Below are 25,999 nucleotides of genomic sequence, written 5' to 3'. Positions count from 1 at the left end.
TTTGACCCTACGGGCCGATATGTAGCCCTCGTGGATTTGCCGTTCGTACCGAAATGCCTAGCGATTGACCACTAGTTTTCCCACAAGCGGCTCCTGATCGACATGAACATGTACGGAAACTACATAGATCTGACTGGCCCAACCTTCTACGGGTAGGGTGTATCTATTAGGCCCTTCAAAGACCTCAAGGTCAGCACCGAAGACTCTTTGTCCCAAGAAGTTGAACACCTGAATATACCCTTCGCCTTGGGTGGCGGATTGGAAAACCAGCGAAGCTTGATCTCGAGCAGGATTGGGGTAGATGAGTAGGGCATCCTCATCCTCCATGGCGCTGAAGAACTCTGTCAGAGCATCGTCGTTGTTCCGCATCAAATTGAACTTGACCTCAGTCAGTCCCGAACATGCACCACCCCAGTTTTCGTGAGCATATAGAAGGACGTACCGTGCAGATTCGCCGGCGAAATCCGCTCCTTCAAACCCTCCGTAGATGTTGGAGCCCGAAGCCATAGGCCAAGAGTAGGTCCCGAGCTCGGTCCAATGACGCCCATTGGAAGAGAAGTCTACAGAGACGCTTTTGAATCCGTGGTTCACGATGGAGGTTTCATTGATGTTCCAAACGTGCATTTTTGAAATCCGTCGCATTTCTCCAAAGTCGTACATGATCCAATGACCATCGGCCCGATTGCGATTAGGACATTGCTTCACTTCACAGGATTGCCACGGGTTATCCCAAATGGAGGCATCCGGTTCCACACATTGGCCTTGAGCCCAGCCGGTGACGAGCATAACACAGAGGAAAGTGACGATAAACTTGTTCATTTTCATGGGAGGGGGCTTAAATATTCATGAATCCAATGGGCGGAGTGGAACTCGGTAAATAGAAGTTAGATAGGTTCGGAAAAATGGAAAGCAAGTCGCTGTTCGATACGCCAAACCACTTGGCCAATTCAGCGAAGTATTCGTCGGTCGAAAGGGTGGGGATGAGCACCCCGTTCCCAACATCAAGAGAACTACCGATGGCTAAATCTGGGTACTGGCCATAGATTTGACCGCCGTTTACTTGATTGCCGCCCATGACCATGACATTGCCTCCCCAGCCGTGATCGGTCCCATTTCCATTGGAAGTAAGGGTTCGGGCAAAGTCAGAAATGGAAAAGGTGGTCACTTGGTCCCCGACCCCCAATTCTTGAAGAGCAGATTCAAATTCGCCCAGTGCCTTGCTAACGACGGTGAGCATGGCGTTTTGATTGTTGAGGAGTTCATCGTGATGGTCCCATCCTCCGTAATTGATGAAGAAGGTCTGGCGCGAAAGTCCCAGCGTGTTCCGAGCCCCGATGGTTTTGGCCACCATGGCTAAGTTTTGGGAGAGTTCATTTTCAGAGAAGGCCGTGCTGAGTTGTATATTACCTGTAGCCGAACTAAAGACTTCATGCGTATCCTGCGCGTTGCTCACTACATTGGCGTAGGTGTTTTTGAAGATGTCATTGTAGTGATGGTCCATCAGGCTGTCCACGGCAGCGGTCCCCACTTCGTGGATGAAATCTGGCCCGTTATATCCCTCGATTCCCACGCTTCCAGTCCCGCTGTTGGTGATGGTGTATTCCGTTGTGGCATTACCTGCTTGAAATACATTCCGACCTGAAAGCGAAATATTCATAGAGATGTTCTGGTTCTGATTCATGCTTTGAAGCATATCGGCCAGTCTTCCTCCCCAACCGAGTGCGCCTCGTGATTGTGGAACGGAGGTTTGCCACTGCTGAATCTGGTCGGCGTGTGAAAACAAGCCTAAGGGCATTTGAGCCGAGCCATTCAGAAACTGTGATAAAGTCGTTGGTTCTACCAAGGTGCCGACATTACTAATGAACGCTAGCTTGCCGGAGTTAAAGAGTTGTTGCACCTCGATCATTGCGGGATGAATGCCCAATGCAGGGGAGTTCCCGCCCAGAGGATTCAAGCTGAGCAGGCTGTTCAGGGCCAATGCCTGATTCGAGCGCGTGTGGGCATACGCTTGATAGGCCGGATTGTCCGTCGGTACCAGCATATTGAAGGAATCATTTCCCCCTTCAAGTAAGATGCAGACCAAGGCTTTGTAGTCATTCATTCCCGCACGCGGTCGAGGAGACTGTGCGGCGGCAATATTGGTCATGCCTAAATTGAACAAGGTCGAGTAGAACGTGGTGGAGCCGATGGCCGCACAACTCATGGTGCCCAGGAATTTGCGACGACTCATTTTTCTTTTTTCGGACATGGTTTCGGTTTCAAGATTATTTCAAGACAGCGTAATCGGGGGCGATCATGGTCAAGTATAAGGCCATGTTCAGGCGATCTTCTGGGTCATCGAGTTGAGATATGGCGTTGAGGATGATGTTCTCTGTTCGCGCACTTAGCTGACCACAAGCGAGGATGAGATTGAGTCGCTCTACCAAGGCAATGGGGTCATTGGCGAGTGTCATTTCATCCGAATAGTCCATATAGGGGTTAGCCCCAGGGATATATTCCTGATCAAAGTGCCAAGCACCCACTGCGTTTACGAAGGAGACGGAAGTAGTGGAATTGTGAATTTGGAAAACTGGGCCCACCAGGCCAGCCGCCGTCATATCACCTTGAGGTTGAAAGTCAGGCAAGAAGAAGTTGAATACCGTTGGGGAATACATGGGGACCTGTCCGATTTGCTCGCTGAACAGTTCCATTTGATCCAAAATGACGTCCGTTTGATCCCACTGCGGATTAAAGGCTCGCAAGAATCCCGTGTAGCGCAACAAGGGTTCCCGAAGCTTTCCAGATTGGGTTTGTGATTCTGGATTGCAGGTACGGGCCTCGGGATCAAGCAAGACTGCCGACACGAGCGCCTGCATATCTCCCCGTGCCCCATTCGCATTCGCAACGAAGGCGTCATTGACCCGTTGTACATAAGCTGGGCTGGGGTTCGAGGATACGAGAAACTGAATCAAGGCCCGACCAAAAAATGGCCCCACATTAGGGTGATCGAACAAGTTGTCCAGAGCGTCATTAAAATCTTGAACTCCGGACTGACCCGCGGGAACAACAAGTCCGTTCAACAGGTTTTTAGGTCCCGGTTCGTGGTAATCCTCGTACATCCTCATGGGGTAGATGGCAAAGATGTCTGGGTCTTCGTCTTGTGGTCTTCCCCAATAGCCATCGGGTGCCCCATCGCCCCAACCCGTAAAGATTTTGGCGAATTGTCGAATGTCTTCATTGTCGTAGGTGGGAATCTCATTGCCGTTCACATCCAGCTTTCTTGTCCCATCCGGATTCAGCTCATATAGGCCAATAGAAAAGAGCTGCATGATTTCGCGGGCATAGTTTTCGTCTGGGTGAATGTTGTTGATTGAATCCGTCTTTGGGTTATGCATGTGGCTGAGGTAGACCCCCATGGAAGAATTGAGGCTGACGTCTTCCAAGAGTTCTCGGTAGTTGCCAAAGGCGTTTCGCTGCAAGACGTCGTAGTAAGCGCCAGACAAGGTTCCGTAGTCTTCAAATAGATCAGAACCAAAGCCAGATACTACAAAGAACTCGCTCAAGTTGTACGCTAGACGTTGACGGAGCTGGTCAGGAGTGGTCAGACTGTAGGTCAGCCAAGTGGAACGGAACTCCGCGATCCCTAAGTAATCATCAGCTGCCGTTTCGGCGATGTATTCGCCAAGGGACAGAAAGGTTTGATGCGGGAGGGAGAACTGCTCCTCTATCCAGGCCTCAAACCCCATCGCCGCGACCATTTGCATGGTTTCGTAGTCATATCCCAAGGTGGCTTGCGCCAAGAAGCGTGAAGCATCTGCCAAGGCCACGGGATCTGAAATCTCGAATCCGTCAATGGTACCGTATCGGCTCGATACTCCAGCGGCATCATCACTCGACAATACGCGAATACCCTGGTCGTGGCCAGCGCCTAAAAAGTCTAAATGGGTTTGACTACTCAGTCCCAAACTGAGGCATACAGCAAGAGCAGTGATCGTCCGATTCATGAGGTTTAGAGCGGTTTCATTCATGACCGTCATCCCTGTGGATGACATCCGGGACCAATGCGAAATAGACGGGTAAGGGTTCGGGTTAATGGACTCTTTTTGAACGCATTAGTTTCGAACCTTCGTATAATGCAAAGGGAATATTTGGAAAATGACCTGGCCCTACGGGCCGATAAGTGGCCTCAAGGGCCAGGCTTTATCGCTCGAGTTGGGATCGGTCCCAGCCGAGGGTATTTGCAGCGGCCAGATAGGTCGATTGCAAGAAATCGTACAGGGTTTGATCTGGGTTTTCAGAACTCTGAACGTCTTCGTACGTCAGGAAGAATTCTCCCATATCATCGCTCCAAAAGGCCTGCTCCGGTTCAATGGGCTGATCCTTGAAATCATCCGCCGTCGGATAACTGTAGGCGTAGAAGGCCGGATGCGGAGACTCCGGGGACCCCAACCAAAGACCGGCACTGCTTACCTCTTGCGAATACGCTTCCTGCATCACTTCTAGAGGCATGTTGGGCATTCCTCCTGGGTGGAGTGGAGCCGATTTTCCAGAGAATCGGGTCACCGCTAGGTCAAAGGCGCCCCAGAACAAATGAACAGGGCTTGCCTTGCCGACGAAATCTGTTCGAAAACGGTTGAATACATCATTCGCGGCCAACATTGCCTCCCAAATAGTCCGAGCCGCTTCTGGATCATAAGCCGATTGATCCGTGTTTTCAGCGAAGGGAATGGCGGGATCCATCTCATTCGGACGGGCATAGATAGAGACTGGGAGATCAATCGCTTCCAGTTTCTCCATGATCTGAGCATAGAAATGAGCCACGCTCATGGGTTCCAATTTAATTCTTAGTACATCGGTGTGCGCACATTGAAGGAGCAGTTCGTGGTGCTTGAAGTCGAGATCGATTTGAAAAGTGGTTCCCTTGTACGGTATGGAATGGGTAGAAAATCCGTTGTGCGTAATGTACAAGGCTGTGTGCCAGGAGTGGTTTTGCCAAGGCATGGTTTTGAGCCGAATCTTCCCGATGATTTGAATCCACTGATGGAGCGTGGCGAGGGTAGGAGCAATGTCTTCAAATACAATTTTAGGCCAGTGGTGAGTGTTGCGCATAGGAGTGCATTATGGTGTCGTGCTTTTGGCAATAAGCTTTTTCAGGACTTCAATGTTTACATCAGCGAGTTTGTTGAGGTAAAGACAGCCTTTGCCAAAGGTGCACTTGCCTAATTCTTTAAGTAGATCCGTCTCTTGACTTACATCAAAGTTCAGGTAGATGGTCATTTTGGTTTTTCGGGCCGCAAATCCAACGGGGAACCAGGTGAATTCTTCTTTTCCCCCTTTACGTGTATAGGTGTATTCACCAAATCCAATGAGGAAATCGGGTACTTTTTCATTACCCCATACCACGGCTTTCTGACCGGTGATCTCCTCCATGAGCTTAACCAATACCCGGCTGTCCGATTGCTTCGATGCATTATTTATGGATTGAATGAATCCCTCAATGGGGCGATTGGTTGGTTGCGTTACAAGACCGGCCATGGTAGTTGTATTGAGCCCCGTTTGCGGGGCGGATTACTCTAAGGTACAAAGAGATATGCGTATATTCGTCAGGTACGCACTGCGGTTCATGAAAGAGTTAAATAAGCGAGACGATTTATTGACCAAACCCCTTTGGGTGGCCCTTATATCCATAGGGGCATCGGCGATCTCCTACGGGATCATTTTGCTGTTTGTCGATGTGCCTGACCCTCGGATTGGGTGGGTCCTATCCTTGAGTATTCCCGCCTTTGTAGCGCCCTCTATTACGTTTATTATTCGTCGTTACGTGGTGATGATTAAGAAGCAGAATCAAGAGCTCGAGGAGTTGAATGCGCTGAATAAAAAGCTCTTTTCATTGATTTCACACGATGTTCGCAGCCCAATTGCGTCTTTAAAGAGTTTAATAGAACCCTTGCGAACGGGGCAAATCTCCTTGGACGAGGTACAACCATTACTGGATCATCTGGACGCTCAGACGGATGAGCTCTTGACTTTTTTAAACGAGCTCTTGGTTTGGTCCAAGGACCAGCTCGACCCTGAGGACCAAAAGGAGGGGCTCTTTCGCATTGCTCCGGCCATTCAGCGGACCATTCGGCTTTTTGACGAGCACCGCAAGGACAAGAAAATCAAGCTTGAGCTCGGAACCATTGACCTTCAGGCATACGGACAGGCGGAGACCTTTTCATTTGTCTTTCGCAATCTATACCAGAACGCCCTCAAGTTTACGCAGTCGGGTGGCCAGGTGACTGTCCATGCTGCGATCGAGAATGGTCATTGCCTCGTGCATATTGCCGATTCGGGGCCGGGAATGAGCGAAGAATCCATGCACAAAGTGCTTAATCCTGCAGAGCACTACAGTACCCTTGGCTCCAACGGAGAGAGAGGTACGGGATTGGGTATCAGTAGTTCGATCAACTATTTACGGGATCATCGAGGAGAGCTTCGCGTAAAGAGTGAGCAGGGTAAGGGGACAACCTTTACGGTGGTACTCCCGATAGCGGCGGCCTAGGTTGGCGAAGCAAAGCATCGCGCCGTAGGCGCTGAACCTTTTATTCAGACGTCTTTCCGTTTCGCCGTTTTCTCTTTTCTAGGTAATAGGCTTTGTTAGCCACGTAGAGCACTTTTTGAACCCGGGCAAAAGTGCGATTTCCATCCTTGTCTTGGAGGTCAATAGATTTCTTGATTTCAATCTCGTTTTCCTCCGCGATGCGCTGTTGGATTTCTAGTATTTCCGCCGCCGTGTACGTGAAATCCGCATATACATCGGACTTGGCCGGAATGCGAAAAGTAATCTCGGCGGATTTGTCCCAAACTACGTAGTCGTCGCCGAGAATATTGATGAGCTGAACCATGTGAATGGGGTCTGTTGCGGAGAACAGACTCCCTCCAAAGATGGAATTGACATAGTTCCGGTTCCGGAAACTGATAGGAATCCGGACCCGAACCATGTGGAGATCATCAGAAACGTGGACAATGCGACCGGTACTTCGCCGATACATCGGGGAGAGGTTGAAGCCGTGTTTAAACAGCTTGTCTCGACCGATGAATTTGGTGCCGATCTTGGCCACCTTCTGATAAATGGACATGTATTAGCCTTGGTTTCGGTAGTACGCCCAGATGCCGCCCATTGCGATAAAGCCAACGCCCATACCAATGGCGCCTCCGATGTGAATGGCGTGGTAGATGAAGCCCACACCGGCACCGATAAACATACATCCGACGAATACTACACCGCCTATTGCGGATCCGCTTTTTGGTTCTTCTGCCATGCTAAATAGGTTAGGTTTTCAGAAGAAATGTACGAAAGTTCCGGCGACTTTAGGCGATCTCAAAGGGTCCAACGGCCGCTTCACATGCGGACCACAGAAGCTCTATTTGACCGGGGTCCGATAGGTTCTCTTCAGGCTCAAGTTTGTCGGGATAGCCTTGCCACCCGGCCGTAGGGCCATAAAAATCACCGCTTTGAGCTTCGGGGTCAATACTAGCCCGAACGATGCCTCCGGCGCCGTCCTCTGCAGATTGTGCACGACTCATGAAATCACTGTCGCCATCCATACCGCCAACCGCAGCTGTAGTCACCTGTAGGTTGGTAGCCGAAAGTCCCGGATGAGCAATCATACATAGGATGTTGTTCTTTCCAGCGGCTTCTAGCTTAGTTTTAAGGCCATAGTTGAAAACGCAGTTGGCTAGTTTAGTTTGGTGGTAGCGCGACCAACGCGGTCCTTGGAATTGGTCGTTTTCCTCTTTTGTTCCATCTCCACCCAGATCTCCTCCGCGAGCTTCGAAATACATGCTTTCCAATGGCGGGCCTAAACGGGCCATAGATGTGTGATTGACAATGCGCGCTTGTTCGCTTTTCTCGAGCAAGCTTAGGAGATCTCGAGTCAACAGGAAGTGCGAAATCACGTTGGTTTGAATCTGAACGTCGTAGCCGTCTTTGGTGGCCAAGTCTTGTAGTGCCATAACACCGGCATTGTTGACCAAGATGTCGAGGCGGTCGTGTTTTGTGCGAATGGCTGCGGCCGCATCCCGAACGGAAGCGAAATCTTGAAGATCACAAGCTACAGCTTCGAAGGATCCGTTAGGAACGGCTTCTTGAAGTTTTGCCAAAGCCGCAGCCGATCGATCACTTTCACGATTAAGGAGAATGACGTGAGCTCCTAGTTTGGCCAACTCTCGAGCGCAAACAAAGCCCGTTCCGCTTGTTGTTCCGGTTACGGCCGCTATTTGGCCACTCAAATCTCTTTTGTGGTTCTGAATGACTTGAGGGAGGTGAAGGGTTTCTGGATTGTATACAGGCATTTTAAGTCTAGTTTTTTAGTGAACACGTGTATACGAGTTCTTGAAATTAGGAATGAATCGTTTTTGCAGGTAAAGCCAATGTCATCATTGCTTCATGAATAATTCTTCATCGGTCAGTTCCTTTGCTTGACTTCTATAGCGTTCAATGACGCGGGCAAAAGTCTCTTCCTTATTCTTACGGATGTCCGTTAAGTCGTATTCGTCGTTTAAATTGGGATGTACATCTTGCAGATGATCCCGACTCCAAAACGTCAATTCCATAATAATGGGAGTTAAGGAAAGCCCTTTTTCTGTGAGCACATAAAGCTTGCTCTTTTTGTTGTTGGGCATGGAGAGCTTTTGAACAACACCGAATTCCTCAAGCATTTTTAATCTAGAAGACAATATGTTGGTGGCAATTCCTTCATCTCCTTCGGTAAAGTCCTTGAAGGTGAAACGCCCTTCCAAGAGCATTTGCTTTACAATGACCAATGACCACTTGTCCCCGACTAAATCGAGGGCAGAGGTGATGGGACATCGAGTGCGAAAGAAAGACTTCATGAAAAAACTCTTTACGTTTTACTTGCAATACAAAAGTAATTATTTATTTTTGCTTTCAAATTAAAAGTAAAAAAATATCTCCCTATATGAAAAAGGTATTACTCACAGGTATTTCAGGATACATTGGACAGCACTGTGCTGTCGAACTTTTGCGTCATGGTTACGCAGTCAAAGGGTCCGTTCGAAACTTAAATAAGGCCGAGAGCATTTCGGCACATATTGAACGCCATGTAGATCCAAAGGGAAATTTGAGCTATGTGGAACTTGACCTGCTGTCCGATAAGGGATGGGACGCCGCTCTTGAGGGCGTTGACTTTGTGATGCACGTTGCTTCGCCATTTGTATCTCGTGAACCCAAGAATGAAAATGAATTGATCAAGCCGGCAGTAGAAGGCACCATGCGTGCCCTTCAAGCGGCTAAAAAAGCAGGCATCAAACGCGTGGTGCTCACCTCCTCTATGGTAGCTATGTTGGGCGACCTCAATGGAGACATGCACATCAACGACAAGAGTTGGACAGAACTCAATGCCAAGCATATCACGGCCTATTTGAAAAGTAAAACCATGGCCGAACAAGCGGCGTGGAAGTTTATCGAGGAGCAAGAAGGTGAGGATCGCATGGAGTTGGTAACGGTTCATCCTGGTCCGGTCTATGGTCCAACGCTATCCGATAATTTGAATGGCGAATCCATGTCTCTCTTTAAAGGACTTATTACCGGTAAGATCCCTCGTCTTATGGATGCGTCCATTAACATGTCGGATGTTCGTGACGTTGCTAAAATTCACGTGTTAGCTCTGGAAAACGAGAAAGCTGCCAATCGACGGTTTATCGTAGCCAGTGAGAAGTCTTATTCGTACAAAGATCTGGCTCAGGTATTGAGCGATAATGACTTTGATCGTGTGGGAACTAAATTGGCTCCAACCTTTTTAATCAAGTTATTAGCTAAGGTGAGTTCCGAATACCGCGGGTATATGCCGTATGTCGGAAAGGCCTACCAAGGGAATGTGCAACCAACGATGGAAACTTTCGATTGGACGCCAATGCCTTTTGATAAGATGATTGTGGATACCGGTCAATCGGTACAGCGGGTGTTAAGCGCATAACTCAGAGAAAAGGAATAGTTAAAGCCCCACGCCATATGGTGTGGGGCTTTATAGTATACGGTGTAGTTATGGGTTTAGAGGTGCCCTATTATTCCGGAATACTAATCGTCACGGAATTAACATATCCCGTAAACTCGGAGTCCTCAATATCCGTAAAGACGAGATCGGCGACTTGCGTGGCATCGTCTTTACCCACATCAGCCGTTTCATCCGCTGAGAAAACAGCAGGCTGCGTTTTTTCAACGCGACCCTCAGCTACCAAGGCACCATCCACGTACAATTTCGCTGTACCTCCCTTTCCAGTTCCATCTCCGTCGTAGTCGAATTGTAGCTTGATTTCGGCTTGATCCCCTTGAATCGCAGAGGGCGCAGAAATAGTGTAGCGCTCTAAACCAAAGTAATTGTAGGTGTAGGCAGGAACTCCATTATCCATGTACAGCGCCCATCCACCGAACTTACCTCCTTGGCATAGGATGACTCCTTTGTCGTTTCCGGAAAGATCGACGTTAGCTACGATGGTTTTCGACGTGTTCTTAACGTTCAGGAACGTGTTCTCCAAGATTCCATCCATGCCCTGTGCTAGGGTCAGTGTCTTGCGATCACCCATTAAGTCAGGGCGACCAGCGATGCGGGCGTTAAAGCGCTCATACAGACGATCGTCCAGAGGATATACGTGATTCTCGATGGCCTCTTTTTCGAAGAGTTCTTTGAGCTCTGCAAGTTTTTCTGGGTGCTCATCGGCAATGTTGTTCACGAGGCTGAAGTCCTCTTCAATGTTGTAGAGTTCCCACTTCTCATCGGCAAAAGGAGCTTCGGGCTTGCCCACCCAAGGAATCATGTGCACCACCCGGGCCAACCATCCCTCGCTGTAAATAGCGCGGTTCCCAAACATTTCGAAGTATTGTACCGTGTGTTGATCCGCAGCATCAGCATTGTCCACTGCGTAGAGCATACTCACCCCATCCATGGGAATTTGCTGAACACCATTGATAGATGTTGGTGCCGGGAGATTGGCTGCTTCGAGGATGGTTGGTGCTACATCATTGACATGATGCCATTGTGTACGTACTTCTCCTTTGGAGTCAATTCCGTTAGGCCAGTGCATGACCATCCCGTTTCGTGTTCCTCCAAAATCTGCGGCCATCTGCTTGGTCCATTTGAATGGAGCATCGGTAGCTACCGCCCAAGCAGCAGTCATGTGCGGGAAGGAGTTAGGGCCTCCCCAATCATCAGCGTGCTCAAGCATGCCCTCAACAGTCTCTTCGGCAAACAAACCGTTCAAGTGAACTAGTTCATTAAAGGTGCCTTCAAGTCCTCCTTCGGCACTAGAGCCGTTGTCTCCCATCACGTATACGATGAGTGTGTTTTCCAACTCCCCAATTTCGTCAATCGCGTCGACCAAGCGGCCCACTTCGTTGTCCGTGTGCTCCGCAAAACCGGCAAAGGTTTCCATTTGAATAGCAAAAAGTCTTCTTTCATCATCGCTCAAGCTTTCCCATTCTTTAATATCTGAAGGCATAGGGGCTAGTTGAGCATTTTCTGGGATCACACCCATTTCTTTTTGTCGAGCAAACGTCGCTTCACGAAGGGCCAACCACCCATCATCAAATTGCCCTTTGTACTTGTCAATCCACTCTCTTGGCGCGTGGTGAGGTGCGTGTGTCGCACCTGTTGCGTAATAGATCATGAAGGGCTTATCCGGCGTCATGGCTTGTTGGAACTTCACCCATTTGATGGCCTCATTGGTCATGTCCGTGGTGAAGTGATAATCCGGATCGTCTTTCTTAGGCACTTTGGTCACCCCGTCAAAGATGACCGGATCCCACTGGTTGGTTTCTCCTCCGATAAAACCGAAGAACTTATCGAATCCCGAATTGGTCGGCCAACGCGTGTACGGGCCAGATACGGAGACTTCCCAGGTAGCCGTTTCATGCCATTTTCCAAAAGCCGCCGTGGAGTAGCCATTCTGGCGCAAGGTCTCCGCGAAGTATTTGGCGTTGTCTGGACGAGTTCCTTGATTCCCGTAGAATCCTGTGGCAACCTCCATAACCGAACCCACATTGACATTGTGATGGTTTCGACCGGACAAGAGTGATGCACGAGTAGGGGAGCAAAGCGCTGTGGTATGGAAACGATTGAATTTCAAACCATTGTTCGCCAAGCGATCGAAAGTCGGCGTGTTGATGGCTCCACCAAAGGTGGTGGTTGCACCGAACCCAATGTCGTCAATCATAATGACGAGGACATTTGGGGCTCCTTCAGGGGCACTGACCGTGAACGGCTCTGGCTTTTCGGCATTTCGCGCATCCATTTCCGTAATCTTTGGACTTGCCGGAGGTTGGATGGGCAGTACCGTACGGTCTATTTCCCCACTATTATTGGCTGTATTGGCGTCTGTTTCCTGTGTTGGGCCTGCGCAAGACCACAGCAATGTAGTCAGGGTCAGGATCGATAAAACTCTAGTCATGAATTGAATATTGGGTTATGTTGCTTTGTAAAGTGGGTCCCTAAGATAAGGGATGAAGCGCAATGCATCTACATCTGTGTGTCGTTGATGACTTCAAATTGATCCGGAATTTCTTCGCCTGTCTCGCCCAGGTTCTGACGAAGATCAATCTCGATGCCCCGTGCAATGGTCGAAATGGGAACGTCGTTGGCTGATCCTTCAAAGGGATTTTCGCCCGTTCTTCCAATCCGCTCCATCGTGTGGAATACCCAAGCGACTATGACGTAGAACGGCATGGCCAGCCAAATAAACTGGTTTCCAACGATGGGGTGATGTTCGGCAATTTCAGCGCCTATTTCGGCAAATTGAGGAACGATCGCGAAGGGGAGGAGCCAAACAAAGATCCACATGAAGTAGTGATTCAATGTGGCAAAGTGACGAGGATATGGGAAGTTCTTGATCCGCTCACTCTTTCCTTGGAGGGTAAAAAGTTCCTCCAGGACTCGCTCCAACTGTAGAAAGGCGAATTCCCAAATCAGGCCGCGCTCCTTTAAAGCCCGTAGGTGATGAGATTGGCAATAAAGAACAGCTGTTTGCTTGTTCCCCTTGCCCATGACGTACTTAAGATCTTCTTTTCCCAAATAGGGCATTAAATCATCTTCAATGTAGACGTCCCATTCGGGAGGGTGGACTATTTGAGTCCACTCTCTATTCGACTTTTCGTTCAGTACGGTTTCCCATGGTTTAGAGGCCCGCATGGAGTGCCGAAGAGCCGTCATCCAAGCAATGTGTCGATACGTCAAGACGCGCACCTCTTCTTTAAGCTCATCTGGATCAACACCTTCCTTTGCTCGTTCGGCAGTGACCATATCTTGGACGAACATCCCGAAGGTGCGAGAAGTATTGACCACACCACCCCAAATTTTACGGGCCTCCCATATCCGGCCGTAGGCCGCGTTATTCTGAAATCCAATAACAAAGGCAACAGCAGTACCGATTAATGCTAAGGGCGTCCATGGAATTTTGAGCCATTGAATATCGAAGAAGAAGTAGACGGAGGTGATGACGACGACGTAGATAGCGAAGCCGTAGATTTCGAAGCGGGTCCATCGCATCATGTCGCGGCCGCGAAATACTTTCTGAGTATACATAGGTTAGGTTTGATTTAGTGATGGATACCCTCTTCATCAATAAGGAAGAGGCCATAATTGCGTATGGTTTCAATAATGGGAATACAGGTTTTTCCCTTTTCGGTCATAGAGTATTCCACCTTTGGAGGTACCACGGGATAGACTTCTCTGTGGACAAATCCTTCATCCTCAAGTTCCCTCAATTGGGAAGTGAGCATTTTGTCCGTGATGTGTGGAATATCTCTTTTTAACTCACTGTAGCGCATTACTTGATCTTTTAAACGCCACAGAATAGGCATCTTCCAAGTACCGCCGATTCGGTCCATGGCGAATTCTACTGGATTGTAGTAGAGCTTGTTCTTGTAGAGAAATTCAGGCATAACGTATTGATAAACAGTATACTTTCTAAAAAGTGAGTACCTCTATTCGGGGTAAGTATATTGTCAAATATACGGTATAGTCGGAATTTTGGGTCATCAAATTAGAATGATCATGAAAGCAATTAAATTATCCTTTTTAGCCGTGGTTTTGGTGTTGGCTGCGTGCGAATCTAAATCTCAAACACCCGAAGTACAAATAGAGCAAGAGGAGACTTTAAACATCGTCGAGAAGCAACACTATGTCCATGCACATGGCATGCCGACAAAGGGAAAGATTTTGATGGTGGCCAGCAGTCCAGCAGTTTCTGAACAGACTGGTTGGCCTATAGGATTCTGGGCAGCAGAGCTGACTCATCCATTGCATGTTTTTCAAGAGTCCGGGTATGAGGTCGTTCTCGCTTCTACGGAAGGAGGAGCCATTGTTATGGATGGGTATTCCAATCCAACAGACCCAAGCGGGTATTCGGCGCATGACGTCGTATCCTTGGGCTACATGCAGCAGGACTGGTTCAATGAAATGCTGCAAAACACACCCAGGTTGACGGATATTAACCCTGATGAGTACGACGCGATATTTTTGGTTGGAGGTCAAGGGCCTATGTACACTTACCGAGGTAATGAGGACCTAGAAAACCTGTTTGCCACGTTCTACGAATCTGACAAGCCGAGTGCTGCCGTCTGTCATTCCACGACCTTATTGCTCGAAGCAAAGGGCAGCAATGGAGAATTATTGGTCAAAGGAAAAACCTGGACCGGGTTTGCCAATGCCGAGGAAGATTTTGCGGATCAAGCAGTAGGCATGAAGATTCAGCCTTATCGCATAGAGGATGAAGCGCATAAAATTGAGGGTACGAACTTCAAAGTAGCCCAAGCATTTTCATCCTATGCCATAACCGATGGAAATCTAGTTACGGGTCAACAACAAAACTCGGGAGCTGCCGCCGCGCGTATGGTGGTCAATCTCTTGGGAGAGTAAGTTTCTCCAAAAGGCGGGTGGCATTTGCCACCCGCCTTTTATTTATAAGAACTATGAAATCATTTTTCACCTTTTTGGGCTTTTTCCTTGGGACCTTTTTCCTTTCGGGGCAAAGCTTTGAGCTAATGCCAGGAACCGAGCGCGTTTTCGTCGACGCACAATGGCTCAAAACCTTTGATGAGGACCGGCATTGGTCGCTCTTCAGCCGCTCCCGAGCCACCGTTAATTACGATGAGCAAACGAATCTTTTTATGGGGGCGTATGCCAACTACACGACGAGCTCTGGATTTGGAGGTACCGTGGTTGGTCGAATATCCTCAACAGGAGCCGGTGGAGACCTCGGGATTCACTTCTTTAAGGCCAACAGAACCTTCTTGGTTTATGCACTGGCATCTGTGGAGTTGCAGTCAGAGATTGGGCTATCTTGGTTTTCAATTCTGAGGTATACCGCCCAAATTAATGATCGGTGGCGAGTATACTCGAGTCTCGAACTCTTCTCTAACTTTAGTATCGAAGGGCACGTGGCCAGTGTACAACGCTTGCGCGCAGGACTGGATCGAAATGGATACCAATTTGGTTTGGCCTTGAATATGGCAGGGCTTGGACCAAACTACGAGACTCGCGATCAGAATCCTGGGGTATTTGTTCGGAAGCAATTTTAATTTACAACCATGAATATTGCCATAATTGGGACGGGAAATGTTGGAGGGGCGCTTGCCTATAAATGGGCTAAGGCCGGGCACCATATTCACCTAGGATTGCGCTCAAGGGAGTCATTTAAAAGAAAGCACTTGCTCCAATTGAGCGAGGTTCAGGCGCATTCGATTAAGGAGGCCGTTGCTGTTTCAGAAGTTGTGCTTATTGCAACTCCGGCTACAACTGTAGAATCTGTAGCCAAGGGGTTGGGAGACACCAACGGAAAGGTTTTAATCGATGCGATGAATATTGTCCGGGGAAATGGGCCTGAGGGATTTCAAAATACGGCCGATGCACTCAAACACTATACGGAAGGAGCGGAGGTAGTTAAGTGCTTCAACACAACGGGTTTCAACAATATGCTCAACCCCTTGTACGGCGATCAAAAGCTTGACGCCTTTGTGGCTGGTGATAGCCAAAGGGGGAAAGACCTGGCTTCGCAATTGGCTTTAGATGCAGGTTTCGCTGCTTGCTATGATATTGGCGGAGATGCGAATTTCAGTATGATGGAACAGTTCGCACGATTCTGGATCAACTTGGCGATGGTCCAAGGTCATGGACGGGAAATTGGATTTAAACTATTGAAGCGAGAAGAATGAAGACAGCATTGGTGACTGGAGCAAGGAAGGGATTGGGGTTTGAATGGTGTCGTCAACTCGGCCAAAAAGGCTATCGGATTGCCTTAACTGCACGTAGAAAGGAACAGGCTAAAGAAGCTGCTGAGATCCTAGCGAATGAAGGTATTGACGTCTTGCCCTATGGTGTTGATGTGACAAGTGAAAAAGAGCTCCAAGAATTGGCCCGTCAAGTCCAAGAGGACTTTGGACATCTGGATGTATTGATCAATAACGCGGGTATTAATTCGAAATCTCGAGCCGGTGAAGATCGAGAGTTGTTGCTCAAGAACGTCGCCTTGGATCAACTAGCAAAGGAAGAATTATTGAATATGCTGGATGTAAACGCCCTCTCTCCAATATTGGTTGGACGCGCCCTAAGGCCTTTGCTAGCCCGATCTAAAGAAGCAAAAGTGATTCAAATTGGATCTTGGTTGGGGTCCATTTCCATCAAGAGAAATGGTGGGAACTATAGCTACGCCGTCAGCAAATCCGCTTTGAATATGATGAACCGGGCTTTCGCTTTTGATGTGATTGAAGACGGTATTGTCTCCGTCGTGGTTAATCCCGGATGGGTTCAGACGGATATGGGTGGTCAAAAAGCAACCTTTACTCCTAAAGAATCCGTGACTTCCGTTATTGAGCATGTCCTGGAACGAGTAGGGGACCAGGACGCGGGCGAGTTCTTCAACTTTGATGGCGAAATCCATCCCTGGTAAATTAAAAGGAGCGGTGACCAAAAGGCCCCGCTCCTTCATTTTTTGTGTCATTCGATCACAATTCGGCGGCCAAAGGAAAGTCGATGTCGAATTGAGTGAGATTATGAATGTAGTTGCTGATGGTTTTATCTCCAACAACGATGATTACGTCGATGAGATTTGCTTCCGTATATCCGGCTGCAAAGAATTGATCAACCGCTATTTCCGAAGCGCGACCGCGATTTTTAACCACGGAGGCTGTGAATTTGGCCAAGGCATCAAACTTGGCGTCGAAGCTCGCAGTCCCGGACCGAAGTTCTAGGATTTGCTCTTCAGTGAACCCATTCATTTTTCCCAGTGCTGTATGTGCTGATTGGCAATATCGGCATCCATTAACCTGACTGGTAACGAGGTTTACGATTTCACGCTCTTTAGCACGCAAGGTACTTTTGCGGTTTTGAAGGGCTAAATAATCCCCGAGCGCCGTATTGTTCTTGGCGTAATAGGCATAGAGGTTCGGAACAAAACCCAGTCCTTTTTGAAGATTGTCGAAAATCAATTGGTTATTCTCGGACACTTCTTCACGAGTGGGCACGGTAAAAGTGTGTTCTGTAGTTGCATTCATGATATTCTGCGTTTTATTCTGTGTCATTATTGACAAGACAAAGTTGCGCCGAATACCTTCTATCCTTCAATGAAGTAGCTTAGGAAAAATGCTTGAAGTAGTTCAACTTTTGCGCTTGACCTTATGGTTGCGAATCTTTGAAAGGAATTCAGTGGTCATACCCAAATAGGAGGCCATTGCATACTGAGGTACACGTTGGACAATTTCCGGATAGGTCTGAAGAAAGTGGTCGTAGCGTTCTTCTGCATTCATGGTAAGGTTCGAAATGATCCGTCTTTGATAAAACGCCAATCCTCTTTCCGCCATTTTACGAAAGGCCGTTTCAAAGTTGTGCCTTCCTTTCTTAAGCTGTTGCTCTTGGGCAAAGCTCAAGCGCATGATCACCGAATCTTCCAGGGCCACCACAAACATAGTGGCCGGCCTTTGAAAAATATAGCTGTTGTAGTCCGTAATCCACCAATCGTCAATGGCAAAAGATATGGTGTGATCGGTCCCTTTTTCGCCAACCACGTAAGCGCGAAAAGCTCCGTCTACAACGTAGTGTCGGTGGGTAGCTGTAAAATTTGGCTGAACCAAAAATTGACGCTTTTTCACGCGCACCTCTTCAAAGGCTCCGACAAACTCGTCCACTTCTTCAGTCGTCAACTCACTGAACTTTTCGATGTACTGCCTGAGTCGCTCTGCTCCAGTCATAGAATCCTTTAATTATGAGTATTGCGCCTACGGCGCGATGCCTTTACCTGCTATAACTTCAGTCCCAGCCCTAGGTTTCCACCAATCCAGAATATACCAACACCATCATCGAATTCTGATACGGTGAGCTCGTAAGGAATATCCAAGGTTCCGTATTCACCTTCGACCAATACTTCCGTTACATAGTAATTCACTGAAGGCCCAACCATTATGGAGAACTTGGGGGTGATGGCAAATTCATAGTTGAGGTCTAGTTTTCCTAGGATGTTGATTTCAGAGTCCCATTCGTTGTCGTACACCACTTGATTCCCTGTTAAATCGAGCATGAGTTGATGACGCTCGGACTGAATCAAATAGCTTCCAAAACCAATACCAAAACTGTATACGGAGTTGTCCAAGTAGGAGGAGAGTCCTACATGGTAAACCGTGTAGAGTCTTTCCACCCCCATTTTGTAGTTCAAATTCGCAAAGAAGACTTCGCTTCCGTAAGCTTCGAATTTGAACAAACCGCCCTTAGCAATGCTCACGAGTCCAATGGGAATGGCTGTATTGTCTCCCTGATAATTGATAACGCCCAGTTGAACTCCATTCGCGGTTGAAGCGTAGTTGACCACACCTCCTTGGAAACCGGTGAACGAACTTCTGGCGATGTTGATCGTGGACAGGTGGAAGCCGCTAGCCTCATCATTCACATAGTTTCCAACACCACTAATTAAGGCTCCTTTTGAAGTTCCATTAACAAGATTGGCCACCCCGGAAAGGGCTACTCCGTCAACGGGACCCCAGTTCATGTTTCCGACTCCGCTGAGCTGGAAGCCCTTCATTCGGCCATCGTTGTAATTCACCAGGGCTCCGATTTCGGCGCCGTCGACACCGCCGTTCAACCCAAAGAGTAGATTGAAGGAGAACTTGTTTTCATAGTCCATGGATTCCTGACCATGGGTCCCTAAGGGATAAATGAAGGTGACTTGAGCATCACTTTCTTGCTTTACATCGGATTCTTGTGCGAGCGCTCCAAAGGCCGAAAAAACCAGAACAAGGGGTAAGAGTCGTTTCATTTTTATTGAGGTCGTTTTATGATTCGTAAATATCGAACTCTGCCGAGACAGCTGCCATTTTTGCCTCGTCTGCAAAGTCGGCATCGGACAGCTGCGACAAGCGCTCCAGGTAGACATCGAACTGCCCATTCTTGAAAATGGTCAACATCTTTCCACCGGCTTCACAACGTGCAGCGTGCCATACGTTCGGTGGAACGGTAATGGTATCCCCAGGTTTCATGATGACTGTTTCATCGTCGAAGATTAAGTGGACTTCTCCTTCAATGATGTAAAACACTTCGGTCATGATTTTGTGGTGATGACGACCCAAGTAGAATCCAGGTTTTAGCGTGTCTTCAACAAAACAGAGCTCCCCATTGGTCTCTCGGGAGCTGAGCTTCACAAAGCAATGGTCTTGGCTGTAGTTGTAGTTCTCGCCGTGTCCCTGAGGAATGTATTGAAAGTTGTCCATGATATGAGCTTAGGGAATGTATAAGTTGATTTGCGTTGCCGTGGTCACAAGAGTTTCAGGGGTAACCTGAACCATCCTACTAATGTTGCACAGATCCCCGGAAGATGGGTATTCATTGCCGTCAAAGTCGGCAAATATGGTGACGTAGTAGGTGTCCGGGTGCACATAGGTAGCGGTGTACTCGTCCTCATTGGATTGGATGCTGATCGTCCGGATGACCTTGGTATCCAGTGCTGAGTAATCCACACTGCCTTGAGCATCAACGAGTGGTTCGGTGCTGAGGTACAGCATGAGGATGAGGTCTTCGGCGTCATTCGACCGTTCAAAGTCGATCTTCAAATCGCTTAGATGGCCGTGATCGCTTTTGGGAAAAGGATCGTCTGATTCTTCCAAGAAAAGAGCGGAGTTCGTATCGATGAGTGAGGTGAAGGCCCCTTCAAGATTCACTTCCGAAACGTCTTGAGGATAGGCGAATAACTCAGTGGCTTCTTGAGCCAATGAAGGGTTTACATTGATGCCTTTGAAGCCCATATGGTGGACCGGAAGATCTAGACTGCCGCTATCGTCTTTGTAGGCATCGAAGAAGAGGGAGTCCCTTTCAAAGCGAAACTCCATATAGGCTCGTCGTTCTCGGCCAATGGCATCTACGAGCCGGTAGTACTGCATGTTTCCACTTTCAAAAGCACTGTCCAGAACAAAGTAGGTCGCTCGGTATTGCGGACCTAGCCAGCCGCCATTTCGGGCCATGATTCGGTGTTGCCCGTCAAAGTCAGCGATGAACAGAGAAGTGATGATGTTCTGATTGGTACCGCCTTCATAGATAGAATGCAGGTGGGAAGGTGAGATTGGTCGAAAGTCAAAGGCGAACCAAGCATAAGGTCCATAAACGGTTTCGTTGCTCCCAATCCAATGCCCTTTGAGGGCTGTGAGTAGTGCATATCCTTGAACGTCACTGGGGTCCTCATTTCCGTTCTTTTTGCATCCCAACCACGTCAAAGCCAAGATTAAAATCCAAAGTAGGTTGCGTTTTCTCATAGCTTTTTCATTTCGCCTTGCTCCAAGTTCGACTTTTGTCTGGGATATTGGAGGGACCACAAACCGAATATCGGGCCGCAGGCCAAAATCCAGTAAACATAGGGCATGTCCCAGCGGGTGAGCAGCATGCTCAAGGTTTGAATGCTCACAATAGTCACGGCAAATCCTATGCTGTTGACAATGGTCAAAGCGGTGCCCTTGATTTCCCCAGGAGCCCTTTGAGCCACGAGCGTTGAAAATAGGGGGGAGTCTGCAATAACGGCCATACCCCAGAGCAAAAGGAAGCCCAGAAATAGAGGGGTTGAGGGTTGAAGGAGTACAAAGGGGATAAGGAAACAGCAGATTCCCGATAGTCCAAGACTTAAGGCCACCACGCGTTGTGGACCATGTCTTTGACTTAAGTACCCGCCCAGAGCACAGGCGACTCCGCCGATGGCGATGATGCCGAAAGACCAGGCTGAAATACTAAACGATACATTGTGCCGAATTTGATACGTCTTGAGCAGGACCGGTACAAAGGCCCAAAAGGCGTACAATTCCCACATGTGACCGAAATAGCCGAAAGCTGCGGAGCGAAAAGTCGGTTTGCGAAAGACTTGAAGAAAGGCCGATAGCTGAACGGCGGAGGCTGCTTTCCGGTAAGGCCCATCGGGCACGCTGAAAAGGATCATGGTTCCACCTGAGATGGCGAGAAAGGATGTGCCATATACAACGTAGCTCCAGGGAAAGGTGGCGGATAGGCTCTTTAAAAGATGAGGAAAGGCGGTGCCGAGCACTAATGCGCCGACCAAGAAACCGAGGGACTTGCCCAGTCCTTCACGGAAATAATCTGCGGCGATTTTCATGCCGACGGGATAGATGCCGGCCAGACAAAAGCCGGTCAGAAATCGAAAGCCGATAAGGGACTGAAGGGTGTTTTCCGGCCAGAGCATGCCGAGGTTGGTCAGTGCTCCGGCCAAGGCACAAAGGAAAAAGACACGTGAGGGGGAGAATCGATCCGCAATGGATAGAATGGCAAAGCAGAGGGTGCCCAGGATGAATCCGAATTGAACGGACGAGGTCAAGGTCCCAAGCTCCTGGGGGCTGATGCCAAAGGTCCGGACGAGGTCTCCCATAACGGCGTTTCCGGCGAACCAAAGGGAAGTACAGCAGAATTGAGCCAAGACAATGACCGGAAGAACGCGCATGGTTTAGTCCGTTATTCGCGAATTGAAGACGTAGGCGATCATTCGGTAGAAACTGCCTTCGCTGTAGTCCGTTTCGACTTCCGTATTGACGCGGTGCACAATGACCATGTTCAAGTCGGGATAGACCCCGAGCATGTGAACGCCAAGTCCTGTGTGGAAGAATGAGTTTCTAATCGTCTCGGCTCCGGGCACCCGAACGCGCCAGAGCATGCCGTAGGCACTTCCGTACTTGGGGCTGTAAATGGAGTAGGGTTGTGTGCTCGCATCAATCCAAGATCGCGGAACAATTTGTTCTCCATTCCACTCCCCGTAGTTCAGGTAGAGTAGGCCGTAGAGCGCCATGTCTCGGGCCGACATGCGAAAGTGGTAGGCCGGAAAATTTGAGCGGCTCTGCTCGAGCTGGTAGAAGGCATCGGTATCGGGAATTATCAAGGAATCCGCCTCTCCGTCAATCCGCGTCCACTGTCCTTCATAATCCTGCATGCCTAAGGGTCGAGCCACCCGCTCTGTATACAAGTCGAAGAGTGAAGTCCCGTAGGCCTCTTCAATGATATAGCCCAGGGCATTGAAGTCCCAATTGTTGTAGTAATAGTGCTCTCCAGGGCCGTAGGTGCCGCGTTCGGGCCGGTCGCGCAACATGCCGCCATGGACGGCTGCCGCATCGTGATAGACACCGGAACGCGAGCGCAATAAATCAGCCACGCGTGCAGTGCGCTCGGCATCGGTCAAATCAGGAGCAATATCGTGCAGGTCGAGATCCGCCAGAGTCGCGGAGGTGTCGATTTTTCCTTCAGCTACGGCCATTCCATAGAGCGAGTTCAGCATCGATTTTCGAATGGAGTGGATCAGGAGTTTTTGATCCGTAGCACCCCAATCAAAGATGACTTCACCGTCCACCAAGATCATCATAGCGTGGGATCCAGAGGTTTCGAGGTGATTCGCCAATTCGGCGAGTTTTTCACTGGAAAATCCCTTGGATTCTGGCTCAGCTGAAGGAAGATTGGATTGCCCTAGAGAAGTTAATGCGCAGAGGGTAAGTAGACAAAGGAAAATGGAGCGCATAGGTCTTAGTCTCTCAATTGAAACAACACGTTCATCAACTCTATCTGGGGTGGTCCTTTAATCTCATAAGCCCCCGGAATGCTCTGGGCGAGTTCTGAACCGCGGAACTTGACCATGGACTCAACGTTGTCCCAAATATAAATACCGCCGTACATGCCGTGTTCTTCGAGTCGAACGTAGTATTTCTGGAGCAGCCCTTCTAAGGCTTCAAAGCGGGGTGCTCGCTCATTGGCTCTACGCAATAGTTCCTCTTCGGACAGGTCGGACCTCAGTTTAATGACTTGAATGATCATAGCGTGTTTTTTAGGTGATGGGTGAATTTATCATAAAACGCTCAATGTGAGCGGCGATCTCTTCTCCCTTTTCCTCCTGCAAAAAGTGACCAGCGCCCTCGATGGTAATCCGGGGTTGATCCGCTGTGGTGGGGATCAGTTTATAGAAGTACTTCTCTAGGCCGCTGAACACGCGGTCCTTATCTGAAAAGAGCACAAGGGCCGGTTTGTCCCAATTTCGCAGGACTTCGCGGGCGGTATTCATTCGATCGACGCCACCTTGCGTTGGACGCGATGGAACGAGTTGGGGAAAGGCTCGAGCCCCAGCTTTATGTTTGGCTGTTGGGAAGGGAAGATTGTATGCGGCAATGACCTCTTTGGGAATCTTGGTGGCCGAGGCGAATTGGACGATTCCTCCTACGGGCAAGTTTGGGTGATAAAGGGAGAACAACTGCCAAATCCGAAAGGGTAGTGGTAGCTTGTTGCCTTTGGGCAGAAATGTATTCATGATGACGACCCGCGCGAAGCGATCGGGATGCGCACCGAGTAGGCTCAAGCCCAGAAGGCCGCCCCAATCTTGGACGACGAGGGTAATGTTTTGTAAATCCAAGCGGTCAATGAAGTTCTCCAGCGACCTAAAGTGCAATTCGAAGTCGTAGTGCTCGTGCCCCACAATCTTGTCGGACTTCCCAAAGCCAATTAGATCAGGGGCCACGAATCGATAATTCTTCAAGCCTGGAATGAACTTCCGATACAGGTAGGACCAGGTAGGCTCCCCATGCAGGGCCAGAATGGTCTCCCCAGAACCCTCGTCGATGTAGTGCATCTGCATGCCCTCGAAATCAACAAAGTGCTCGCGGTAGGGAAAGTCGGTCAGATGCTTAAAGCGGCTGAGGTCAGTCTTGAGAATTTCCATTTCACTGTGAATTTGCGCCTACGGCGCGATGTTTTTACTTCCGTCTTACACACCTGACGAATCCAAAATTTCAGCCCTTCGAAAAGCCACCATCCGTCGAATTAGATCTTCCGGCAGAGGCTCGTTCAAAGGAAACTGAACAGAACCCTTTCCTTGCTTGAAGCCGGACAGTTCCGAGGCAAAGTGGTCCATAGTCGTGGGAAAAGGGTAGAAGCCGATAAACTTATCGTACCCAGCCATCATCAGTTGATAGTCTCGTTTACCTTCCGGTACTAGAGCAAACGTAGGGACTTTGTAGTTCAGCTTTTCTTCGGCATCAGGCGCCGCTTCTAGGATGATGCGACGAAGATCATGAAGATGCGATCGGACATGTTCGGGCTGAGCGACAATGTAGTCATCGATTGTCGCATAAGTGGGCATTGCGCCTTTTTTCGCCATGGTTCAGGTCTTTGACTGAAAATTAGCGAAAAAGCTTTAATCGCAGATTTTTACCTTTCGCATTCAGCTTCCCCAGAGATTGGGAGGTGAAACGTAAATGAACTGCCTTCTCCCAGAACACTCTGAACGCCAATGGTACCTCCGAGCCGATCAATGAAATCCTGACAGAGCATTAGGCCAAGACCGGATCCCTTTTCATTCGCTGTGCCTCGGACAGATTTGTTAATCCCATGTGCGAATAAGCTGTCGGACTGTTCTTCACTCATGCCAAGACCGGTATCGGTAATGGTTACCCGCAGTTCAGTTGCCGACTTTTCCGAGGATAGGGTAATGGACCCTCCGGATTGTGTAAACTTTATGCTGTTTGATACCAGGTTGAGCATAATGGTTTCCAGCATGTTCCTGTCTGTACATAGTTGAACGTCGACCAGATGGGCGGCCCTCAGCTCAATCCCTTTTACTTTAGCAGAAGTTCTAGAAATGGACAGAACTTCCTCTACCGCGTTGAGGAAATTAAAACTGGTACGATGTACTTCGATTTGACCTGATTGGCTTTTCGCCCAGCCCAGAAGGTTGTCTAAGAGTCGAGACGTGTTGATGATGGACGTGTGAATCATCGCCATATACTCTTGTTCGTCTTCTGGAGTAACCACGATTTGTTTGTTGGTCAAGAGCTCTGATAAGCCCATCATACTGTTGATGGGACTTCGCAAGTCATGGGAGATGATGGAGAACATTTTGTCCTTGGTGGCATTCAACTCTTTGAGCTGTTGCTCACTTTCTTTTAGGGCCTCCTCTGATCGGATGCGCTCGGTCAGGTCCCGAATGATGCCGACAAGGTATTTGTTACCGCTGGGGCCAATGAATCGGGACTTTTTGGTAGCAATGATTCTCGTTTCGTTTTCATTGACTGTTAGCGTCTCTTCATTGACGTTCTCAATTCCATCGGCGATGACTTGACGGTCAATGGCTAAGAAACTGTCGCGCTCTTCGGGAGGCACGTTCTCTGCAAGGGTTTTGCCTATACACTCTGATCGAGACATGTGAAACATCTCGCAGAAGGCATCGTTGACCAGAAGCAAACGACTTTCGCTGTCTTTGACGAATACCGGGTCTCCCATGGTATTCAGTGTGTTGGTCAAAAAGTCGTTTCGTTCTTCTTCGTTTAGCTTGAGTTGTTCTTTTAGGATTTGATTTTGACGTTCAAGCTCCTGGACACGAGCCTCTAGGTTGGGTTGCTCGTGATTGTTCATGACTTAGGTTTGTTTAAAGGTGCAAAACCCAAGGCATAAAAAAAGTGATATATATCACATGGTTTTGGTACAATATACTGGAAGTCAGAGGGCTTACCTCTGGATTTGGC

29 protein-coding genes are annotated in these 25,999 nt (G+C 48.8%); 6 read left to right on the top strand and 23 right to left on the bottom strand.

Going from position 1 to position 25,999, the window contains the following annotated elements; translation table 11 throughout:
* Nucleotides 1-57 precede the first annotated feature (57 nt).
* From HZ996_11975 to HZ996_11955, 5 genes are all read right to left on the bottom strand, one after another.
* Nucleotides 58-825, bottom strand: a complete 768-nt coding sequence (locus tag HZ996_11975) for a T9SS type A sorting domain-containing protein (protein QTN39831.1) — start codon at nt 823-825, stop codon at nt 58-60.
* Nucleotides 826-835: 10 nt separating this feature from the next.
* Nucleotides 836-2,248, bottom strand: coding sequence for a DUF1501 domain-containing protein (locus HZ996_11970; GenBank protein QTN39830.1), 1,413 nt, complete (start codon nt 2,246-2,248; stop codon nt 836-838).
* Nucleotides 2,249-2,264: 16 nt separating this feature from the next.
* Nucleotides 2,265-3,983: a DUF1800 domain-containing protein gene (locus tag HZ996_11965; GenBank protein QTN39829.1), complete on the bottom strand. Its 1,719-nt coding sequence runs from the start codon at nt 3,981-3,983 to the stop codon at nt 2,265-2,267.
* Nucleotides 3,984-4,179: 196 nt separating this feature from the next.
* On the bottom strand, nt 4,180-5,088 hold the full coding sequence (locus tag HZ996_11960; GenBank protein QTN39828.1) for a hypothetical protein: 909 nt from the start codon (nt 5,086-5,088) through the stop codon (nt 4,180-4,182).
* A gap of 9 nt (nt 5,089-5,097) precedes the next feature.
* Nucleotides 5,098-5,514 (bottom strand): DUF1801 domain-containing protein, encoded by a 417-nt coding sequence (locus HZ996_11955; GenBank protein ID QTN39827.1) that lies wholly within the window; start codon nt 5,512-5,514, stop codon nt 5,098-5,100.
* 88 nt (nt 5,515-5,602) lie between these two features.
* Between HZ996_11955 and HZ996_11950 the strand changes: the two genes are divergently transcribed.
* Nucleotides 5,603-6,523, top strand: a complete 921-nt coding sequence (locus HZ996_11950; GenBank protein QTN39826.1) for a HAMP domain-containing histidine kinase — start codon at nt 5,603-5,605, stop codon at nt 6,521-6,523.
* Between the two features lie 40 nt (nt 6,524-6,563).
* Here HZ996_11950 and HZ996_11945 read toward each other — a convergent pair whose 3' ends face one another.
* The 4 genes from HZ996_11945 to HZ996_11930 form a co-directional block, all read right to left on the bottom strand.
* Complete coding sequence (locus HZ996_11945; GenBank protein QTN39825.1) at nt 6,564-7,100, bottom strand: DUF4442 domain-containing protein; 537 nt, start codon at nt 7,098-7,100, stop codon at nt 6,564-6,566.
* Between the two features lie 3 nt (nt 7,101-7,103).
* Nucleotides 7,104-7,283: a hypothetical protein gene (locus HZ996_11940; GenBank protein ID QTN39824.1), complete on the bottom strand. Its 180-nt coding sequence runs from the start codon at nt 7,281-7,283 to the stop codon at nt 7,104-7,106.
* Nucleotides 7,284-7,332: 49 nt separating this feature from the next.
* Nucleotides 7,333-8,316, bottom strand: a complete 984-nt coding sequence (locus HZ996_11935; protein ID QTN39823.1) for an SDR family NAD(P)-dependent oxidoreductase — start codon at nt 8,314-8,316, stop codon at nt 7,333-7,335.
* Between the two features lie 84 nt (nt 8,317-8,400).
* Nucleotides 8,401-8,856, bottom strand: a complete 456-nt coding sequence (locus tag HZ996_11930) for a helix-turn-helix transcriptional regulator (protein QTN39822.1) — start codon at nt 8,854-8,856, stop codon at nt 8,401-8,403.
* Between the two features lie 86 nt (nt 8,857-8,942).
* Between HZ996_11930 and HZ996_11925 the strand changes: the two genes are divergently transcribed.
* Entirely contained in the window at nt 8,943-9,959 is a 1,017-nt protein-coding gene (locus tag HZ996_11925; protein QTN39821.1) for an aldehyde reductase, read from the top strand.
* An 88-nt stretch (nt 9,960-10,047) separates the two neighbouring features.
* Here HZ996_11925 and HZ996_11920 read toward each other — a convergent pair whose 3' ends face one another.
* The 3 genes from HZ996_11920 to HZ996_11910 all read right to left on the bottom strand — a co-directional run bounded on the left by HZ996_11920 (nt 10,048) and on the right by HZ996_11910 (nt 13,915).
* A complete protein-coding gene (locus tag HZ996_11920; protein ID QTN39820.1) occupies nt 10,048-12,426 on the bottom strand; it encodes an arylsulfatase in 2,379 nt (792 codons plus the stop codon).
* Nucleotides 12,427-12,494: 68 nt separating this feature from the next.
* Nucleotides 12,495-13,556, bottom strand: coding sequence for a hypothetical protein (locus HZ996_11915; GenBank protein QTN39819.1), 1,062 nt, complete (start codon nt 13,554-13,556; stop codon nt 12,495-12,497).
* Between the two features lie 14 nt (nt 13,557-13,570).
* On the bottom strand, nt 13,571-13,915 hold the full coding sequence (locus HZ996_11910; GenBank protein QTN39818.1) for a helix-turn-helix transcriptional regulator: 345 nt from the start codon (nt 13,913-13,915) through the stop codon (nt 13,571-13,573).
* A 112-nt stretch (nt 13,916-14,027) separates the two neighbouring features.
* On the opposite strand from HZ996_11910, the gene HZ996_11905 reads away from it, so the two are divergent.
* From HZ996_11905 to HZ996_11890, 4 genes are read left to right on the top strand one after another with little or no spacing between them, the layout of a single operon-like run.
* Nucleotides 14,028-14,891 (top strand): type 1 glutamine amidotransferase domain-containing protein, encoded by an 864-nt coding sequence (locus HZ996_11905; GenBank protein QTN39817.1) that lies wholly within the window; start codon nt 14,028-14,030, stop codon nt 14,889-14,891.
* Nucleotides 14,892-14,944: 53 nt separating this feature from the next.
* Nucleotides 14,945-15,553, top strand: coding sequence for a hypothetical protein (locus HZ996_11900; GenBank protein QTN39816.1), 609 nt, complete (start codon nt 14,945-14,947; stop codon nt 15,551-15,553).
* Nucleotides 15,554-15,562: 9 nt separating this feature from the next.
* Nucleotides 15,563-16,186: an NAD(P)-binding domain-containing protein gene (locus HZ996_11895; GenBank protein QTN39815.1), complete on the top strand. Its 624-nt coding sequence runs from the start codon at nt 15,563-15,565 to the stop codon at nt 16,184-16,186.
* The gene (locus HZ996_11890; GenBank protein ID QTN39814.1) at nt 16,183-16,920 is read left to right on the top strand and encodes an SDR family oxidoreductase; all 738 of its coding nucleotides are present in this window, start codon (nt 16,183-16,185) and stop codon (nt 16,918-16,920) included. The genes HZ996_11895 and HZ996_11890 overlap by 4 nt, the downstream gene beginning before the upstream one ends.
* 55 nt (nt 16,921-16,975) lie before the next feature.
* Here the strand turns inward: HZ996_11890 and HZ996_11885 are convergent, their stop codons facing one another.
* From HZ996_11885 to HZ996_11835, 11 genes are all read right to left on the bottom strand, one after another.
* Nucleotides 16,976-17,524: a carboxymuconolactone decarboxylase family protein gene (locus tag HZ996_11885; protein ID QTN40049.1), complete on the bottom strand. Its 549-nt coding sequence runs from the start codon at nt 17,522-17,524 to the stop codon at nt 16,976-16,978.
* Between the two features lie 102 nt (nt 17,525-17,626).
* Complete coding sequence (locus HZ996_11880; GenBank protein ID QTN39813.1) at nt 17,627-18,217, bottom strand: Crp/Fnr family transcriptional regulator; 591 nt, start codon at nt 18,215-18,217, stop codon at nt 17,627-17,629.
* Between the two features lie 50 nt (nt 18,218-18,267).
* Entirely contained in the window at nt 18,268-19,275 is a 1,008-nt protein-coding gene (locus tag HZ996_11875) for a hypothetical protein (protein ID QTN39812.1), read from the bottom strand.
* A gap of 16 nt (nt 19,276-19,291) precedes the next feature.
* Nucleotides 19,292-19,726 (bottom strand): cupin domain-containing protein, encoded by a 435-nt coding sequence (locus HZ996_11870; GenBank protein QTN39811.1) that lies wholly within the window; start codon nt 19,724-19,726, stop codon nt 19,292-19,294.
* Nucleotides 19,727-19,735: 9 nt separating this feature from the next.
* Nucleotides 19,736-20,761: a hypothetical protein gene (locus tag HZ996_11865; GenBank protein ID QTN39810.1), complete on the bottom strand. Its 1,026-nt coding sequence runs from the start codon at nt 20,759-20,761 to the stop codon at nt 19,736-19,738.
* Nucleotides 20,758-21,948 carry an MFS transporter gene (locus HZ996_11860; protein ID QTN39809.1) on the bottom strand — a complete coding sequence of 397 codons (1,191 nt, stop codon included), beginning with the start codon at nt 21,946-21,948 and terminating at the stop codon, nt 20,758-20,760. The genes HZ996_11865 and HZ996_11860 overlap by 4 nt, the downstream gene beginning before the upstream one ends.
* A gap of 3 nt (nt 21,949-21,951) precedes the next feature.
* The gene (locus tag HZ996_11855; GenBank protein ID QTN39808.1) at nt 21,952-23,010 is read right to left on the bottom strand and encodes a serine hydrolase; all 1,059 of its coding nucleotides are present in this window, start codon (nt 23,008-23,010) and stop codon (nt 21,952-21,954) included.
* Between the two features lie 5 nt (nt 23,011-23,015).
* Entirely contained in the window at nt 23,016-23,303 is a 288-nt protein-coding gene (locus tag HZ996_11850; GenBank protein QTN39807.1) for a hypothetical protein, read from the bottom strand.
* A gap of 10 nt (nt 23,304-23,313) precedes the next feature.
* Nucleotides 23,314-24,198 (bottom strand): alpha/beta fold hydrolase, encoded by an 885-nt coding sequence (locus HZ996_11845; protein ID QTN39806.1) that lies wholly within the window; start codon nt 24,196-24,198, stop codon nt 23,314-23,316.
* Nucleotides 24,199-24,243: 45 nt separating this feature from the next.
* Nucleotides 24,244-24,636, bottom strand: a complete 393-nt coding sequence (locus tag HZ996_11840; GenBank protein ID QTN39805.1) for a DUF1801 domain-containing protein — start codon at nt 24,634-24,636, stop codon at nt 24,244-24,246.
* A gap of 50 nt (nt 24,637-24,686) precedes the next feature.
* Complete coding sequence (locus tag HZ996_11835; GenBank protein QTN39804.1) at nt 24,687-25,889, bottom strand: PAS domain-containing sensor histidine kinase; 1,203 nt, start codon at nt 25,887-25,889, stop codon at nt 24,687-24,689.
* Nucleotides 25,890-25,999: the final 110 nt, after the last annotated feature.

The sequence above is a fragment of the Cryomorphaceae bacterium genome, from assembly GCA_017798125.1.
Taxonomy (GTDB): domain Bacteria; phylum Bacteroidota; class Bacteroidia; order Flavobacteriales; family ECT2AJA-044; genus ECT2AJA-044.
This window is presented reverse-complemented; position numbering and strand designations above follow the sequence as displayed.